At 74.0% G+C, this 16,460-nt stretch carries 10 protein-coding genes; 1 reads left to right on the forward strand and 9 read right to left on the reverse strand.

The genetic code is table 11. The features are described 5' to 3' along the window. Positions 1-507: 507 nt before the first annotated feature. Positions 508-1,629 (reverse strand): DUF2637 domain-containing protein, encoded by a 1,122-nt coding sequence (locus tag ACFXKZ_RS16760; RefSeq protein WP_380000992.1) that lies wholly within the window; start codon positions 1,627-1,629, stop codon positions 508-510. 419 nt (positions 1,630-2,048) lie between these two features. Here ACFXKZ_RS16760 and ACFXKZ_RS16765 point away from each other — a divergent pair, with 419 nt between their 5' ends. Further along, positions 2,049-2,936: a hypothetical protein gene (locus ACFXKZ_RS16765; RefSeq protein WP_380000994.1), complete on the forward strand. Its 888-nt coding sequence runs from the start codon at positions 2,049-2,051 to the stop codon at positions 2,934-2,936. A gap of 48 nt (positions 2,937-2,984) precedes the next feature. Here ACFXKZ_RS16765 and ACFXKZ_RS16770 read toward each other — a convergent pair whose 3' ends face one another. From ACFXKZ_RS16770 to cobO, 8 genes are all read right to left on the reverse strand, one after another. Continuing rightward, on the reverse strand, positions 2,985-3,788 hold the full coding sequence (locus tag ACFXKZ_RS16770; RefSeq protein WP_380000996.1) for a TrmH family RNA methyltransferase: 804 nt from the start codon (positions 3,786-3,788) through the stop codon (positions 2,985-2,987). Between the two features lie 461 nt (positions 3,789-4,249). Beyond that, complete coding sequence (gene cobA / locus ACFXKZ_RS16775) at positions 4,250-5,473, reverse strand: uroporphyrinogen-III C-methyltransferase (protein ID WP_380000998.1); 1,224 nt, start codon at positions 5,471-5,473, stop codon at positions 4,250-4,252. 229 nt (positions 5,474-5,702) lie between these two features. Further along, a complete protein-coding gene (gene cobT / locus ACFXKZ_RS16780) occupies positions 5,703-10,940 on the reverse strand; it encodes a nicotinate-nucleotide--dimethylbenzimidazole phosphoribosyltransferase (protein WP_380001000.1) in 5,238 nt (1,745 codons plus the stop codon). Beyond that, positions 10,937-12,040 carry an Rv2231c family pyridoxal phosphate-dependent protein CobC gene (cobC, locus tag ACFXKZ_RS16785; protein WP_380001001.1) on the reverse strand — a complete coding sequence of 368 codons (1,104 nt, stop codon included), beginning with the start codon at positions 12,038-12,040 and terminating at the stop codon, positions 10,937-10,939. The genes cobT and cobC overlap by 4 nt, the downstream gene beginning before the upstream one ends. Before the next feature lie 208 nt (positions 12,041-12,248). Beyond that, positions 12,249-12,755, reverse strand: coding sequence for a cobalamin biosynthesis protein (locus ACFXKZ_RS16790; RefSeq protein ID WP_380001003.1), 507 nt, complete (start codon positions 12,753-12,755; stop codon positions 12,249-12,251). Next, entirely contained in the window at positions 12,752-13,966 is a 1,215-nt protein-coding gene (cbiE, locus tag ACFXKZ_RS16795; protein WP_380001005.1) for a precorrin-6y C5,15-methyltransferase (decarboxylating) subunit CbiE, read from the reverse strand. The genes ACFXKZ_RS16790 and cbiE overlap by 4 nt, the downstream gene beginning before the upstream one ends. Before the next feature lie 120 nt (positions 13,967-14,086). Next, positions 14,087-15,487: a cobyrinate a,c-diamide synthase gene (locus tag ACFXKZ_RS16800; RefSeq protein ID WP_380001007.1), complete on the reverse strand. Its 1,401-nt coding sequence runs from the start codon at positions 15,485-15,487 to the stop codon at positions 14,087-14,089. Continuing rightward, entirely contained in the window at positions 15,484-16,098 is a 615-nt protein-coding gene (gene cobO / locus ACFXKZ_RS16805) for a cob(I)yrinic acid a,c-diamide adenosyltransferase (RefSeq protein ID WP_380001009.1), read from the reverse strand. The genes ACFXKZ_RS16800 and cobO overlap by 4 nt, the downstream gene beginning before the upstream one ends. Positions 16,099-16,460: the final 362 nt, after the last annotated feature.

Below are 16,460 nucleotides of genomic sequence, written 5' to 3' on the forward strand. Positions count from 1 at the left end.
GCGCTCGGCCCGGTCGAGGCGCTCCGTGGTCGAGCCGCGTGACGCCTCGGAGCGTTCGCCGCCGACCGGCATCGGGCCGCCCCGTGTCGTGCCGGCCCCCGTCGGGGCGCGTCTCGTGCCGGGCCGACTCGTAGCGCCCGGCGTCGCCCCGCCGGGGCTCGTACCGGACCGCGTGCTCCGCCCGCCCGCCGTCCGCTCCGCGCCGACCGGACACCCGGCCCCCGGCCCCGTGCCCTCGCGCATCGTGCCGGGCCGCGTCCGGGCGAGCCGCCTCGTGCCGCGGCCCGACTCGGACCGACCCGCGCCATGCCCCTCGGCCGACCCGGCCCGGCTCCACGCGCCCCGACTCCGGCCGACCCGCCTCCGCCCGATGCGCCACCGAGCGCTCGGCCCGCGTACCCACCACCCACCACAACTACGACGAGGGGCACCCGGCCCGAGCCGGATGCCCCTCGTTCGTGTACCGCACTGCCTCGCGCGCCGCGTCGGATCACGCGGTGTCCGGCCTCAGCCGAACTGGCGTTCCAGGTCCTTCAGTTTGCGCTCCAGCGAGTCGAGCCGGGGCAGCGTCATGGTGTCGTCCTCGGCGGTGAGGTCGATGACGTCGCGCCGCTCGGCATCGGCGGAAGTGCCCGTCGCCGCCGGGAGTTCGCTCGCTCGCGTGGGGGATGCAAGAGCCGGACGGCCGGAAGGGCCGTTCGCATCGGCTGAGCCGCCGTGGCCGGAAACGTCGTTTCCGGCTATAGCAGGCTCCGAGAGTGCTTCGGAGCCGCCACCTCCCGGCAGAGCAGCCATTTCCTGACGTGCGGCGCCGCGCCGGCCGAAGTGGCCGGTGCCCTCGCCGCGGCTGAGCGCCTTGAGCTGCGCCCGCTCGCGCTTGCCGTCGATCCGCCGACGCTCGCGGTCGTCCTGCTTGGCCCGCTTGTCCTCGCGGACCTCCTCGACCGCCTCGTCGAGGGTGCGCACGCCTTCGAGCAGCATGAGCGACCAGGCGTTGAACGTCTCGTGCGGGGCGCGCAGCCACCGCACGATCCGGATCTGCGGCAACGGACGTGGCACCAAGCCCTGTTCGCGCAACGCGGCCCGACGGGTCTGCTTCAGCGCGCGGTCGAACAGGACGGCAGCGGAGAGCGACATGCCGGCGAAGAACTGCGGCGCACCGGCGTGCATGTCGCCGCGCGGCGCGTGCACCCAGTTGAACCAGGCCGAGGCACCCGCGAACGTCCAGACCAGTATCCGCGAGCCGAGCGCCGCGTCACCGTGGCTGGCCTCGCGCACCGCGAGCACGGAGCAGAACATCGCCGCCCCGTCGAGCCCGAACGGCACCAGGTACTCCCAGCCGTTGGCAAGCCCGAGGTTCTCCCGGCCGAAGCCGACAAGGCCGTGGAACGACAGCGCGGCCGCGACGCCGGCGCAGACGAACAGCAGGGTGTACGAGGCGACTCCGTACATCAGCTCCTTGCGCCGTCGGCGATCCTGCTCACGCTCCCAGTTGTCGGATCCTTCCCCGGTATCCGTCGCATCGGCCTTGCGGCGTCGGACGACCAGATACGCCACAAGCGCCATAAGGGCGACCAGTTCCGCCAAGCCGACGAGGGCCCAGGCCAGGGGTACACCCATGATCTCCAACGAGCTTTGCCTCGCTTCCCGTTCCTGATCCGATTGCGCGGCGCCCCATACTGGCGGAATTTCGCCTGGTGCGGGTCGAATCCACCGAATATCCCGCGTGTGGGTGACGGGACATTCCCCCGCACATCCACTTTTTCGGCCGCCCGTGCGACCCGAACAGGCCACTGCGCCATTTTGGGCGACGCTCGACCGTACTGCACTTCCGCGCACACGCTAGTCCAAGATCACATTCGATCGAAATTGGCATGACGCGATCGGCATGTCATGAGACAAATCAGGGAAGGCCGTTGCCTCGGATTCCGGGGCGATCGGAAGAAACATCTCATCGAACGCAAGGAAGAGAGAAGCGGATCACTACCAACCAAGTACACAAACGAAAGCAATCGGGCGTCAATCGGGACGCAGGTGATCGGATCAAAATGCATCGGATCACCGCCTACCTGGACGGACGGCCCTACCGCCTGATCACCCCGCGGCCGTCGAACACGACCCGGTTCGCGGTCAACCACTTCCACGACCATTGGCACGTGGTGTCCGATCGCGCCGGAGCCCTGCTGTTCGCCCGGCTGATGTGGGGCCTGGCACACGAGCGATGCCCCAACACCCTCGTGGTGATCGACCGCCGCCACCTCGACCCGAACCCGTTCGACGCCGAACCCTCGCCGCCCATCGTGCTGTTCGCCGGCGAGCGTACCCCCTTCGGCGGCCGGGCCGCCCGCGACCTGCGCCGACTGCTGCCCACGCTCGGCCGACCGGACGGCACCGTGTACTGGCGCACCCACGGCTTGGACGCCGCGCTCGCCGACCGCGACACCTGGATGCGGCGGCACCCGGAGCCCATGTGGGACTGGGAGCGCGAGCGCCGGCACAAGCGCAAGCCGGAAGACACCGTGCGCGAGGGCCTGTTCGTGCTGCCCGCAAACGCCGACACGCTACGCCGCGAAGCCGTCTGCATCGCGGGCATGGAGGTGTCCGCCGGCACGCCGACGGCCTACGAGTACCTGCGCCGCTACCGGTTCCAAATCTTCCACGACTACCGGCGCCGGGTGAGCGCGGCCCGGACCGCGCGGCGCGAGATCGAGGCCCTGCCGCTACCGCCGAACCGGTTCGCTCCCTGGAGGTATCCCGACACCGACGCGCCCCGCCTGCACATCTGGGACCGGGGCACCGAGATCCGGAAGGACCGGATGCGAGGACGCCGGGTACACGCCCGCCCGGACCTATACCACACCCGATCGATCAACGACATTCAACGCTCGGGCGAAGCCGCCCGCGAACGCCACTACGATGCCCCGTCGAATACCTGAGCCCGCCATGCCCATCGTGCACGATTCCCCCGTTCGGCCGTCCCCCACTCAGCCGAACGCCACCGCATAGAAGGCGACCGCCGCGGCAGCACCGACATTCAGCGAGTCCACCCCATGCGACATCGGGATCCGCACCAGCCGATCCGCCGCGGCCAACGCCTTCGCCGTCAGCCCCGGCCCCTCCGCGCCCAGCATCAACGCACATCGGTCGGTGTCCGCGGTGGGCAGCTCGTTCAACGCCACCGACCCTTCGCCCGGAGTCAGCGCCAGCAGCGTCAACCCCGCCCCACGCAGCACGTCGAGGCCGCCGGGCCACGGGTCCAGGCGCGCGTACGGCACCGAGAACACCGCGCCCATCGAAACCTTCACCGACCGCCGGTACAGCGGATCCGCGCAGTCCGGCGACAACAACACCGCATCCATGCCCAGCGCCGCCGCGCCACGGAAGATCGCCCCGACGTTGGTGTGATCGTTGACCCCCTCCAGCACCGCGACCCGCCGCGCACCGGCCACCAGCTCACCCGCCGCCGGCAACACCTTGCGCCCCATCGAGGCCAGCGCCCCCCGATGCACCTGATACCCCGTCACCCGCTCGACGACCTCGGGACTGCCCACGTACACCGGCACGTCGGCCCGCTCGATCACCTCCGCCATGACCTCGAGCCACCGCTCCGAAAGCAACATCGACCGCATCGGATACCCCGCCCCCAACGCCCGCCGAATCACCTTCTCCCCCTCCGCCATGAACAGCCCCTCGGCCGGTTCACGACGACGACGCAGCTCGACATCGGTCAAATCGGTGTAGTCGACAAGCCGCGGATCCCCAGGATCATCAACCAAAATCACGGACATCCCCCCAGTCTCCCAGCCCCCACACCCCAACAGCCCGTCACCCAACCCCACAACACAAAACGAACCCCGCAGCCCGCCCGGCCCTTGAGAACCATCCGGCCACAGGCCCGGCCTCACCGAAACCGCAGCGCCAAGTCAACCCGGGAACCCAAACCACCCCCTCAGCCCGTCCAGCGCTTGAGAACAAGCCGGCCACAGACCCAGCACCACCAAACCGGAACGCCAAGCCAACCCGGGAACCAAGACCAAACCCTCAGCCCGTCCGGCGCTTGAGAACAAGCCGGCCACAGACCCGGCACCACCAAACCGGAACGCCAAGCCAACCCGGGAACCAAGACCACCCCCTCAGCCCGTCCGGCGCTTGAGGACAAGCCGGCCGCAAGGCCAGGCGCGCCGGCAGGCGATCCTGGCCCAGGTCGAACCCCCCAGCCCGTCCGGCGTTTGAGGACCGGGCCGGCCCGTCAACCCGAGAGCGCGGCCACCTCGCCGATGACCACGATCGCCGGTGGGCGAATCCCCGCCGCGGCCACGTCCCCCGCCGCCGCGCCCAGCGACGTGCGCAGGACCCGCTGCGTGGCCATCGTGCCCTCCTGGATCACCGCGACGGGAGTCGAGGCCGCTCGGCCATGCGCCACCAGCGCCGCCGTGATCGGCCCCAGCCGCTCCACCGCCATCAGCAACACCAGCGTCCCGCGCAGCCGCGCCAACGCCGCCCAGTCCACCAGCGACCGCGGGTCCTCCGGCGCGACATGCCCCGAGACCACCGCGAACTCGTGCGCCACACCCCGGTGGGTGACCGGGATGCCGGCTATCGCCGGAACCGAGATCGCACTGGTGATCCCCGGCACCACCTGACACGGCACGCCCGCCTCCGCGCAGGCCAGCGCCTCCTCGAAGCCCCGTCCGAAGACATAGTTGTCGCCGCCCTTGAGCCGCACCACGAAGCGCCCCGCCTTCGCGTGCGTGATCATCGCGTCGTTGATCGCCTCCTGGGCCATCGCCCGCCCGTACGGGATCTTCGCCGCGTCGACCACCTCGACATGCGGCGGCAACTCGCCGAGCAGCGCCCGCGGCCCGAGCCGGTCCGCGATCACCACATCGGCCTCGGCCAGCAGCCGCCGCCCACGCACGGTGATCAGGTCCGGGTCGCCCGGACCGCCACCGACCAGCGCCACCCCCGGCAGCACCCCGCTCGGGCGTTCCTTGCGCGCGGCCAGCGACCCGTCGTGCAGACCCTCGACGATGCGATCCCGCACTCCCGCCGCCCGCCGCGGATCGCCTCCCGCCAGCACCGCCACGGTCAGCCCGTCGTGCCGCCCACTGGCCGGCGTCCAAGCGCTCGCGTGCGAGGCGTCGTCACAACGCACGCAGAACACCCGTCGCGCCTCGGCGTCGGCCGCCACCGCCTCGTTGACCGCGGCGACATCGGTCGCGGCCAGCGCGTACCACGCCCCGTCCAGGTCGCCGGGCGCATAGGCCCGCCGCGCCCAGCGCAGTTCGCCGCCGCTCGCCATGCCCTCGACCGCGGGCGTCGCCTCGGGGGCGACCACGAGCACGTCCGCGCCGGCGTCGAGCAGCGCGGGCAGGCGACGCTGGGCGACCGTACCGGCGCCGACCACGACGACACGCCGGCCCTCCAGGCGCAGGCCGGCGGGGTAGGCGGGGGGACCAGGAAGTCGGGACATCGTTCTCACTTTTCCGGGTGGGGCGGGGCGCTCCGCGTACGCGGTGCTCGGTGGGTCTGTGGTGCTCCGCGGTGTCCCGGGAGCCGGCCGGCTGGTTCCGGCCCGCTCCGGGTCACCACGTTTCACCGCGCGGAAAGGGCACCTCGGCCACTCCATCGTGGCCGAGGTGCCCTTCTGCTGCTGCGGGCGGGACTCGAAAAATAGCCGAACCAGTCGGTATCAGTCGATATCAGTCGGTCTTGCCACTGACTCCCGCCGAGTCGAACGTGGCCACATCGTGCAGCACGCGCACCGCGCTCTGCACCAGGGGCAGGGCCAACACCGCGCCGGTGCCCTCGCCGAGCCGCATCTCCAACTCGACCAGCGGACGCAGCGACAACTTCGCCAACGCCGCCGCATGCCCCGGCTCGGCCGACCGGTGCCCGGCGACGCACGCCTGTACCGCCTCCGGCGCGATCGCCTGCGCGACCAGCGCCGCCGCGCCCGCGATCACGCCGTCGAGCACGACCGGGACGCGCAGCGCCGCCGCGCCGATGATGTAGCCGGCGATCGCCGCGTGCTCCAGGCCGCCGATCGCGGCCAGTACGCCGATCGGGTCACCCGGGTCCGGTTCGTGCCGCGCGAGCGCCGCCTTGACCACCTCGATCTTGCGCCGGTGCGTGGCGTCGTCGATCCCGGTGCCGCGACCCGTCACCTCGGCCACGTCGGCCCCGGTGAACACCGAGATCAGCGCGGCGGAGGCGGTCGTGTTCGCGATCCCCATGTCGCCGGTGAGCAGGCCCCGGTTGCCCGCGGTGACCAGGTCCCGCGCGGTTTCGATGCCGACCTCGATGGCGGCGATCGCCTCCTCGCGGGTCATCGCGGGGCCCTGGGTCATGTCGGCGGTGCCCGGCCGGATCCGGCGCGGGAGCAGTCCGGTGGCGTCCGGCAGCTCGGTGGCGACGCCGATGTCGACGACGCACACCTCGACGCCGATCTGCTTGGCGAACGCGTTGACCACCGCGCCGCCCGCGAGGAAGTTGCCCACCATCTGGGCGGTGACCTCCTGCGGCCACGGCGACACGCCCTGCGCGTGCACCCCGTGGTCGCCGGCGAATACCGCGACGGCCGCGGGCTCCGGGATCGGCGGCGGGAACGTCCGGGCCAGGCCGGACAGCTGCGCGCCGATCGTCTCCAGGATGCCCAGCGAGCCCGGCGGCTTGGTCATGTTCCGCTGGTGCTCCCAGGCCGCGCCGAGCGCCTTGGCGTCGAGCGGACGCACCGACTGGAGCGTCTCGTCGAGCAGGCTGACCGGGTCCTCGCCGGGCAGGCCGCGGCGACCGTAGGTCTCCTCGTGCACCACCCACGACAGCGGGCGGGCCTTGGCCCAGCCCGAGGTGGCCAGCTCCGGCTCGTCGGGGAACGCGTCCACGTAGCCGACGCACAGGTACGCCACCACGTCGATGTGCTCCGGCAACCCGAGCGCCGTGGCCAGCTCGCGCTCGTCGAAGAAGCTCACCCAGCCGACCCCCAGACCCTCGGCCCGGGCGGCGAGCCACAGGTTCTCCACCGCGAGCGCGCTGGAGTAGGGGCCCATCTGCGGCTGGGTGTGCCGACCGAGGGTGTGCCGACCGCCACGCGTGGCGTCCACGGTCACCACGATGTTGACCGGGGTCTCCAGGATCGCCTCGACCTTGATCTCCAGGAACTGCTTGGCCCGGGCCTTGGGCAGCGAGGTGGCGTACGCCTCGCGCTGGCGCTGGGCCAGTTCCTGGACGGTGACCCGGGTCTCCTCGGAGCGGATCACCACGAAGTCCCACGGCTGCGAGTAGCCCACGCTGGGCGCCGCGTGCGCCGCCTCGAGGACCCGGACCAGTACGTCGTCCGGCACCGGGTCGGGCCGGAACCCGGCCCGCACGTCGCGCCGCTCGCGCATGACGCGGTGCACCGCCTCGCGCGCCGCATCGTCGTAGCCGGGGGCGGCGGGGCCACGATCGACCTCGGGCGCCTCCTCCTCGACGACCTCCGCCTCCGCGCCCTCCGTGCCCTGGGCGCCCTCGGCACCTTCCGCACCCTCGGCACCCTCTGTGCCCTGGGCGCCCTCGGCCGCCACCGGGGTCGCCGCGGCCTGCGCCTGCACCGGCTCGGCCTGCTGCGCCGCCTCGGCGGTCGCCGGCTCCGCGGGAGTGGTGGGCAGCAGCACGGTCTCGGCGGTCGCCGACGCCTGCGCGCCCGCGATCACCGGCTCCGGCGCGCCCGCGGCCCCGACGGCCGCGTCCGGCTGCGGGGTCGCCTCCGGGGCGTCGACCGCGCCGTCGGCGACCACGCCGACCGGCTCGGCCGGCGGCGGCGGAATCCTGGGGATCTCGCCGGTCCCGGCGGCGGCCGCGGGCTGCGGCCGCTGTTCGGCGTCGGCGGTGGGGGTGACCTGGGGGCCGTGCATGGCGGTGCCTTCGTCGGACGTACGGGGAACCGCCGGCGTGACGCCGGCGCCGGAGTCGGCCTCGGCCGGCCCCGCGACGGGCTCGGGGGCCGGCGCGGGCGGCTGTTCGACGGGTACCTCCTCGGCGAGGAGTTCCGCCGCGATGGCCCGCGTGGTCGGCCCGGCCGCACGCACCGGAGCGGCGGCCGGCACCTCGACCGGCACCTCCGCAGCGGCGGGCACGTCGGCACCGGCCGTCTCGGCGGGCGCATTCGCGGCCACGGGCGCCGCCGCGCCATCTGCGCCGGGTACGTCCGACGCACTCGCCGGACCCCCGGAAGCCTCGGGCCCGACGGCGGAAGCCGCCTGCGCGTCCGGCACGTTCGCCGCAGGAGCCGAAACCTCCGACCCGACGGGCGCACTCGCCGGAACCTCGGGAGCCGGCACGGCCTGCGCCGCATCCGCCCCGACAGGCGCCGCCTCGGCGACCGCAGCCGCCACCGCCTGCGCCTCGGAACCGGCGGCCGCGACCGGCGCAGCCGCCCCATCCGCACCGACCGACGCCTGCACCACGGGCACGGCGGCCGCATCGGCCGCCGCATTCCCCGCGGCCGGCCCGGCCGCTGCCTCGGCGCCCTCGGGCCCGGCCTGCGGCACCGCGGACACACTCGCCGAAGCCTCGACGACCTCCGCCTCCGCGACGGGGGCCGACACCGGCACATCCGCCGGCGTCTCGGCAGCCGGCACCGCCTGCACGTCGGGAGCGGCGGGCACCGTCGCGACGGCACCCGAATCGGGCACCGCCTGCGCCTCGGTCGCCCCGGCCGTGACATCCGCCGGTGCCGCCTGCGCATCCGACCCGGCAGGCACCGTCGCGGGCACATCCGCAGCCGCAGCCGCAGCCGCGACAACCTGCGCGTCCGGCGCGGCGACAGCCACCACCGGCGCATCCGGCGCGTCCGCCACAGCCCCGGCGACCGGCTCCGCCGGTGCGGCGGGCTCGACCGGCGCACTCGCGGCGGGTGCCGCCTGCGCCACCTCCGAAGCCGGCACGTTCTCCACAACCGGCGCTTCCGCAACCACCGTTGCCGACTCGGCCGGCTGCTCCACCGGCCCGGGCACGTCGGGCGTCGAAACCACGGCGGGCAACGACTCCTGCGCCGGCACCGGTACCGGCACCTGCGCCACCGCGGCCGGCTGTCCACCGGCCACACCACCCGCGGGCAAAACCACGGTCTCGGCCGGCGCCGCCTCCGCGGGCGTCACCACCGGCCCGACAGGAGCCGAAACCGGCTGCGCGGCCACGGCCACGGCCTCGTCCGGGCTCGGCGCAGCGGCGACCGCCGCCTCCGCCGGGCCCTCGTTCACGGCCACCGGCTCCGGCGGCGCCACCGGCCCGATCGGCGTGGCGGCAGCGGGAGTCGCCCCCTGCTCGGCCTCCGCCGCCCGCTCCGGACGCCGCCGACGCCCACCGGTGCCCTCGGGCACGACGGGGGCCACCGGCTGCGCGACCGCGGCCTGCTCGGGCACGGGCGATTCGACACCCGCCGCCGGCGCCGCGACCCCGGCATCCGGCGTCGGCGCGACAGCGGGCACCGGAACCGGAACCGGCTCGGCGGTCGGCGTCGGGGCGACCGCCGGAGCGGCCCCCGCCGGCACGCTCGCGACCGCGTCCGGCGCGGCCTGTACGAACCTCGGCGGCACCGCCCGCGTCGGCACGCCGGGCAACGGTTGCGGTATGGCCGGCGCGGTCACCCCCTGCACGGGAGCGGCCGGCGCGACCGGCGCCGCGGGCTCGACCACCACGCTCTGCTCGACCTGCTCGACGGGCGCACTCGACGCCGCGGCACCCTCGGCTGCGACCGGCGCACCCTGCTCGACCGGCGGCGTCCCCGCCGCGGCGGCCTGCTGCGGCGCGGCCTGCTGCGGCACCACCGGCACCGCCGACGGCGGCTGCGCCGCCGGACCCTGGGCGGGGATGCCGGTGTTCACCGCGTCGCCCACGGGATGCGCACCGCTGTGCGGCCCCGCCTGCTGCGGCACCGGCCCACGGCCCACCCGACGCTGCCGGCGCGGCGGCAGCGTGGTGCGCTGCGGCACGGCGGCGGCCACCGGGAACGGCGGTGTGTCGACCGGATTCCCACCCATGGGCTGCTCGGGCGCCGGCGCCTGGGCCTGAACCACCGGTTGCGCCTGCGACCGATCCGGCGCCGCAGGCACCTGTACCGACTCCGGTTCCGGCTGCACCGGCTGCCCCGGCACCGGCTCCGCGCTCTGCGCCGCGCGCACCCGCTGCCGCAACCGACCACCATTGACGGCGGGCGCCGCTTCGGCTCCCCCGGACGCATGCTCGGGCGCCTGCCCGACCACACCCCGGCCCACCGGCACCGCGCCGTCGGCCGGACCGTACTCGCCCACGACCGCACCCGGCGGCACGAACTGCGGTGCGAGCGGCGGCGGCACCACGGGCACCGCCTGCGGCGGAACCGGCACCGGCGCACCCGCGCCCGGCCCGCCCGCGGCCGCCTCGGCCGCGCCCGGCATCGCCCCACCCGGAGCCTGCGCCGGCGCCGGATAAGGCTCGGCAACGCCCGGCGCCACCCCGTACGCACCCGCGCCGAACCCCTGCACCGGCTGCGGAACTTCCTGATGCGGCGTCATGGGACCGGGCGGATACGGAATCTGACCGGCCGTCATGGGCGCGGCCGGCTCGACGTAGGTCTCCGGCAGTTCGGGCTCGTCGATGATCATCGCGGCGAACATGCCGGACTGCGGGCCGGGCACGGCGTCGTACGCCTGCTCGACCGGCGGTACCGGGGCCTGTCCCGAGGCGTCCTCACCGGCGGCGACCATGCGGTCGGCCAGCGACATCCCGGGGGCCGTCGGTACGTTCGGATCGGCCCAACCGGCCTGCGGGCCGGGCATCAACAGCGAGTCCTCGTCGTCCAGATCGTCGTACGGATACGGACCGGCCGGTTCCCCGACCGGACCGGTGCCGGCGGCGTGCCCGGCGGGGGCAGGGCCCGCGCCCTCCCCGGCAGGTCGGCGCTCGTCGGCTTCGCTCATCGAACTACTCCTTCCAGGGCAGCCGCGAAGGCCAGCGTCGTGGCACGATCCCGCACCGCGATCCGAAGCCAATCCGGGCCCAGGCCCGGAAAGGTGTCGGCCCGCCGAACCGCGTAGCCTCGCTCCCTCAGCTGCTCGCGGATCTCTGGGCCCCCCTCGGTCCGCGCGAGCACGAACGAGGATCGGGGAACGACCGGTAGCCGCATCCCCGCAACCGTGCGCAATCTCTCCACGAGGTACGAACGGTCAGCCGCGAGCGTAACGGCCAACGCCTCCGCCTGCGCCAGCGCCTCCGGCGTGCAGCACGCCTCGGCGGCGATCAGCGCCGGTGTCGACACCGACCACAACGGCTGAGCGTCCGTGAGGATGCGCACCAGATCCGGGGAAGCCAGGACGTAACCGATCCGAAGTCCGGCCAACGCCCAGGTTTTCGTGAGACTTCGCACAACGACGAGCCCGGGCAGGTCGCGCCGATCGGCCACGCTTTCGGGTTCACCGGGGACGGTGTCGGCGAACGCCTCGTCGACCACGAGGATTCGGCCGGGGCGCGCGAGCGCGGCGATCGTGGCCGCCGGGTGCAGCACCGAGGTGGGGTTGGTGGGGTTACCGAGCACGACCAGGTCGGCCGATGCGGGGATCCGCGCCGGGTCGAGCGCGAAGCCGTCGCGCTCGTCGAGCAGTACCCGGTCCACGGTGTGCCCGGCGGCGCGGAGTGCCGCCTCGGGCTCGGTGAACTGCGGGTGTACGACCACCGCGTGCCGGGGGGTCAGGGTGCGGGCGAGCAGGACGAACGCCTCGGCGGCGCCCGCCGTGGGCAACACCTCGGCGATCGGGCGCCGGTGTCGGGCGGCGATCGCGGCGCGGGCGCGGGTGGTGTCGGGGTAGGCGGCCAGGTCGCGCAGGCTCGCGGTGAGTCGGTGCACCAGCCACGACGGCGGTTCCGCGAGCCGCACGTTGACCGCGAGGTCGACCAGGCCGGGCCCGATCTCCGCGTCGCCGTGATGGCGCAGGTCCACGTCCGGGCTCACGCGCGCGCCCGACGTGCCGTCCCGATCGTCGGGAGTGGGCCCGTCCGGGTCCGTCATCGCGTCATTGCCCATGCTCGTGCTTTCCCGGCTTCCCGTGCCCCTGCCCGGCGTCATCGCCCGGTGCCCCTGCCCCGCCCGTGTCGTTCGTGTCCATGATGGTGGTGATGGTGCCCGCTCCGACGGCCGGGGTCCCGGCGTTGATCGCGAGCGAGCACTTCCCGATCGATTCACCATACGAATTCGATCGCCACGGCGCCGAGTCGGCTCGATTCTGCACCGATCACGACGTTTGTCGGTCCACTTCACCACCCGTCGACCCCACGTGACGGGCAATCGCCACCGTACAGCGCGGACGCGCCCCCACGCCGCGCGTCTTCCCCACCACCAACTCGCCCGGCGGCGCGCCCGGTACCGGCCCGAGCCGAGCCGCGGCCTCCGCGACGCTCGACGTGCCGACCGCCGCCCGCACCCGCTCGGACGGATGGGGAACCGGCACCTGGGCCAATTCCGCCGCCTGCCGCGCGTACAGCGGCAGTCCGAGCAGCGCCGCGCCGGCCACCAGGCCCGGCTCGTCCGCCCGCGCCGCCACGGTCACCAACGCGCGCACCGCCGAGCGCGCCGCACCGGCCCGCGCCAACGCGGCGCACACGCTCGCGCGCACCTCCTCCGCGCCGACCCCGCGCGCCGCCCCGATCCCGACCACCCACACCCGGGCGTCCGCCCCGGACTCGGACGATCCGCGGGCGTCACTCGCCCGCGGATCATCCGCCCGCCGCTCACCCGTCAAGAACGATCCCCCCACACCACGAACACCGGGTGCGCCGGCTCCAACCCCAGCGCCCCACCGCTCGGCGCCGACAACCGCGAGGCCTGCAACAGGCAGCCGTCCACCGTGTAACCCGCCCGCTCCAGCACCGCACGCGCCTCGGCCACCCGGTCCACCTCGGAGAACCCGGCGACGATCCGCTCCGGACGCCGCGCCGCGCACGCCGCCAGCGTCGAGGGCCCGCCCCCGCCGACGAACACCACGTCGGGCAGCGGCAGTCGGGCCAGCACCTCGGGCGCCTTGCCGTGCACCACCTGGACCTCGACACCGAACCGGGAGGCGTTCTCCGCGATCAGGTCGCACCGGAACGCGTCCTGCTCGATCGCGACCACCGCTGCGCCGTGCCGGGCGCACTCCACGCCGACCGAACCGCTGCCCGCGCCGACGTCCCAGACCAGATCGCCGAGCCGCGGCCCGATTCGGGCCACCGCGAGCGCACGCACCTCGGCGCGGGTGATCGCGCCCGCACGATGCGCGTACGACTCCTCGGCCAGCGCCCAGCCGCGCACCGGCCCCGGAAACCCCGGCCGTTCGCCCGCCAGCCAGCCCGCCGCGGCGCCCGCGCGCGGCGCCGGACCGATCACGATCACCACGTCCACGTCGGACCACTCGTGCCCGATCGCATGCTCCGCGGAGACCATCGAGATCTCCTCGTCCTCGGTGCCCAGCCGCTCGCAGACCACGAACGTGCGCGGCACGTCGGTGAGCAGCGCGGCCAGTTCGGCCGGCCCCGCACCCGAACCGGTCAGCACCGCGACCTTGCCGAACGCCCGGCACAGGTTCGCCGCCCGACGCACGTCCCGGCCCAACGCGCTGACCACGCGGGCGTCGTCCCACGCCATCGAGGCCCGGGCGAACGCCAGGGCGACCGAGGACACGGCGGGCACGATCTCCAACTCCAGGCCGTACTCGGGCCGGCGCAACAACCGCACGATCCCGAAGAAGCCGGGATCGCCGATCGCGAGCACCACCGCGATGCCGCGATGCGCGCCGATCCGCTGCGCGGCCACGTGTACGTTGCCCAACACCACCCGCTCGGCCCCGTCGGGCACCTCGACGGCCGCCAACACCCGCTCCGGCCCGGCGACCAACGTCGCCGCCCGCAGCGCCTGGACGGCCGGCGCCGACAGCGGCCCGCCGTCGTACCCGATCACGGTCACCCGATCAGCCATGGCCATCCCCCCTCACCGCGCCGAACCCCGGGGGAGGTTCCGCGCGGATCCGCGACGGCGCCCGTGGCCGGGCACCTGTACCCGACACGACGTCGGCTCCCCCACCCGAGGTTGCGCCGATCACGCACCGAGAGTTACTCCCTCCCCGGTCCCCGAGGTCACACCCGTCCCCGCACCCGCCGCACACGCGTCGACGAACCGCCGGGCCAGGTCCGGCGCGCCCGCCCAATGGGTATGCAGGTACGACGCGTGCACCGACCCCGCGACATGCCCCTCGAAGCCCGTCTCCCCCAGGCTCCACGCCGGCCGGCCGCCCGCTCTCGGGGTGAGCGTGGTGCGATGGAACTCGTGTCCGCGCACCACCCGTCCGGTCGCCGCGAGCACCGAGTCGTGCGCCGCCGTCGCCTCGCGATAGCCCAGGGTCAGCCGCTCGGTCATCCGCGCCTCGGCGGGCAACACCCCGCACATCGGCGCCCCGTCCAGGCTCCGGGCCAGGTACAGCAGCCCCGCGCACTCCGCCGCGATCGGCCCGCCGCGCCCGGCCAGCGCCACCACGTCCGCGCGCAGCGTCGCGTTCGCCGCCAACTCGGCCGCGTACACCTCGGGAAACCCGCCGCCCACCACCAGGCCCGCGGTCCGCTCGGGCAAGCGCTCGTCGCGCAGCGGATCGACGGTGACCACCTCGGCCCCGGCCGCGCTCAGCAGTTCGGCGGTCTCGGCGTAGGCGAAGGTGAACGCCGAGCCGCCCGCGAGGGCGATTCTCGGCCGGCCGGCAACCGGGCCGCCGACCTCCCGGGCCGCGTCCCACGGCGCGTCCGGCAGCGCCCCCGCACCCGCCGCGATCCGTCGTACGGCGGCCAAGTCCACACTGCGCGCGATCAGTTCGCCGAGCGCCTCCACCGTGCGCACCGCGTCCGCATGCCGCTCGGCGACCGGGACCAGGCCCAGGTGCCGGGCGGGTTTGGCGATTGTGTCGTGCCGGCGCAGCACGCCCAGGACGGGCATGCCGATCTCGTCCAGTGCCTCGCGCAGCATGCTCTCGTGCCGGTCCGAGCCGACCCGGTTCAGGATCACCCCGGCCACGCCCACGGCCGGCTCGAAAGTGTCGAACCCGCGCACGAGCGCGGCCACCGAACGGCTCTGCGCCCGCGCGTCCACGACCAGCACCACCGGCGCCCCGAGCAACCGCGCGACGTGCGCGGTGGAGGCGTATCCACCACGCCCGGCCGCGCCGTCGAACAGCCCCATCACACCCTCGATCACGGCCAGATCGGCCCCGCGCGCGCCATGCGCGAACAGCGACCCGATCCGATCCTCCCCGACCAGGAACGGATCGAGATTGCGCCCGACCCGGCCGGCCGCCAACGCGTGATACCCGGGATCGATGTAATCCGGCCCCACCTTGTGCGGCGACACGACATCCCCGCGCCGGGTGAACGCGGCGATCAGCCCGGTGGCGACGGTGGTCTTCCCATGCCCCGAGGCGGGCGCGGCGATCACCACCCGCGGCGGAGCACTCACCACTCGATACCCCGCTGGCCCTTTTGCCCGGCGTCCATCGGGTGCTTGATCTTGGTCATCTCGGTGACCAGGTCGGCGGCCTCGATCAGGCGCGGATCGGCGTCGCGGCCGGTGATCACCACGTGCTGGCTGCCCGGCCGATCCCGCAACACCGCGACCACCTCGTCCACGTCCACCCAGCCCCACTTCATCGGATAGGTGAACTCGTCGAGCACGTACACCCGATACGTCTCCGCGGCCAGGTCCCGCTTGATCTGCTCCCAGCCCTGCCGAGCCGCCTCCGCGTGGTCCTCCTGCGTACCCTCGCGCTGGATCCAGGACCAGCCCTCACCCATCTTGTGCCAGGTGACCGGCCCACCCTCCCCCGTCTCGTCGTGCAGGCGCCCGAGGGTGCGCAACACACTCTCCTCGCCGACCTTCCACTTGGCCGACTTCACAAACTGGAACACCCCGACCGCCCACCCCTGATTCCACCCCCGCAGGGCGAGCCCGAAGGCGGCGGTCGACTTCCCCTTGCCGACCCCGGTATGCACGACAACCAACGCCCGATTCCGCCGCTGACGCGTAGTCAGCCCATCAGCAGGCACATGCACGGGAACACCCTGCGGCACAACAACCTCCTTCAACCCAAAGACCCAGGACAAAGCCCCAGGCCAACCAATCCAACCCAGCCGGCACTAAAAAACACCCGCAGCAAACACCCAAAGCCTCAAGCCAACCAACTTCAGCCCGTCCGGCGTTCGAGGACGCTCGCCGCAAGCACCCGAAAACCCCACCCCAACCCGCCCGACGCAACCAAATTCAGCCCGTCCGGCGCTTGAGGACGCTCGCCGCAGGCACCCGACAACCGCAACCGAACCGCCCAACGCACCAACCCCAGCCCGTCCGGCGCATGAGGACAAAGCGAAGCGCAGCCCGGCTCCCGAAGCCCGACCCAGTCCCAACCCCAGCCCGTCCGACGCTTGAGGACGCT

This window comes from Embleya sp. NPDC059237, from assembly GCF_042754105.1.
Taxonomy (GTDB): domain Bacteria; phylum Actinomycetota; class Actinomycetes; order Streptomycetales; family Streptomycetaceae; genus Embleya.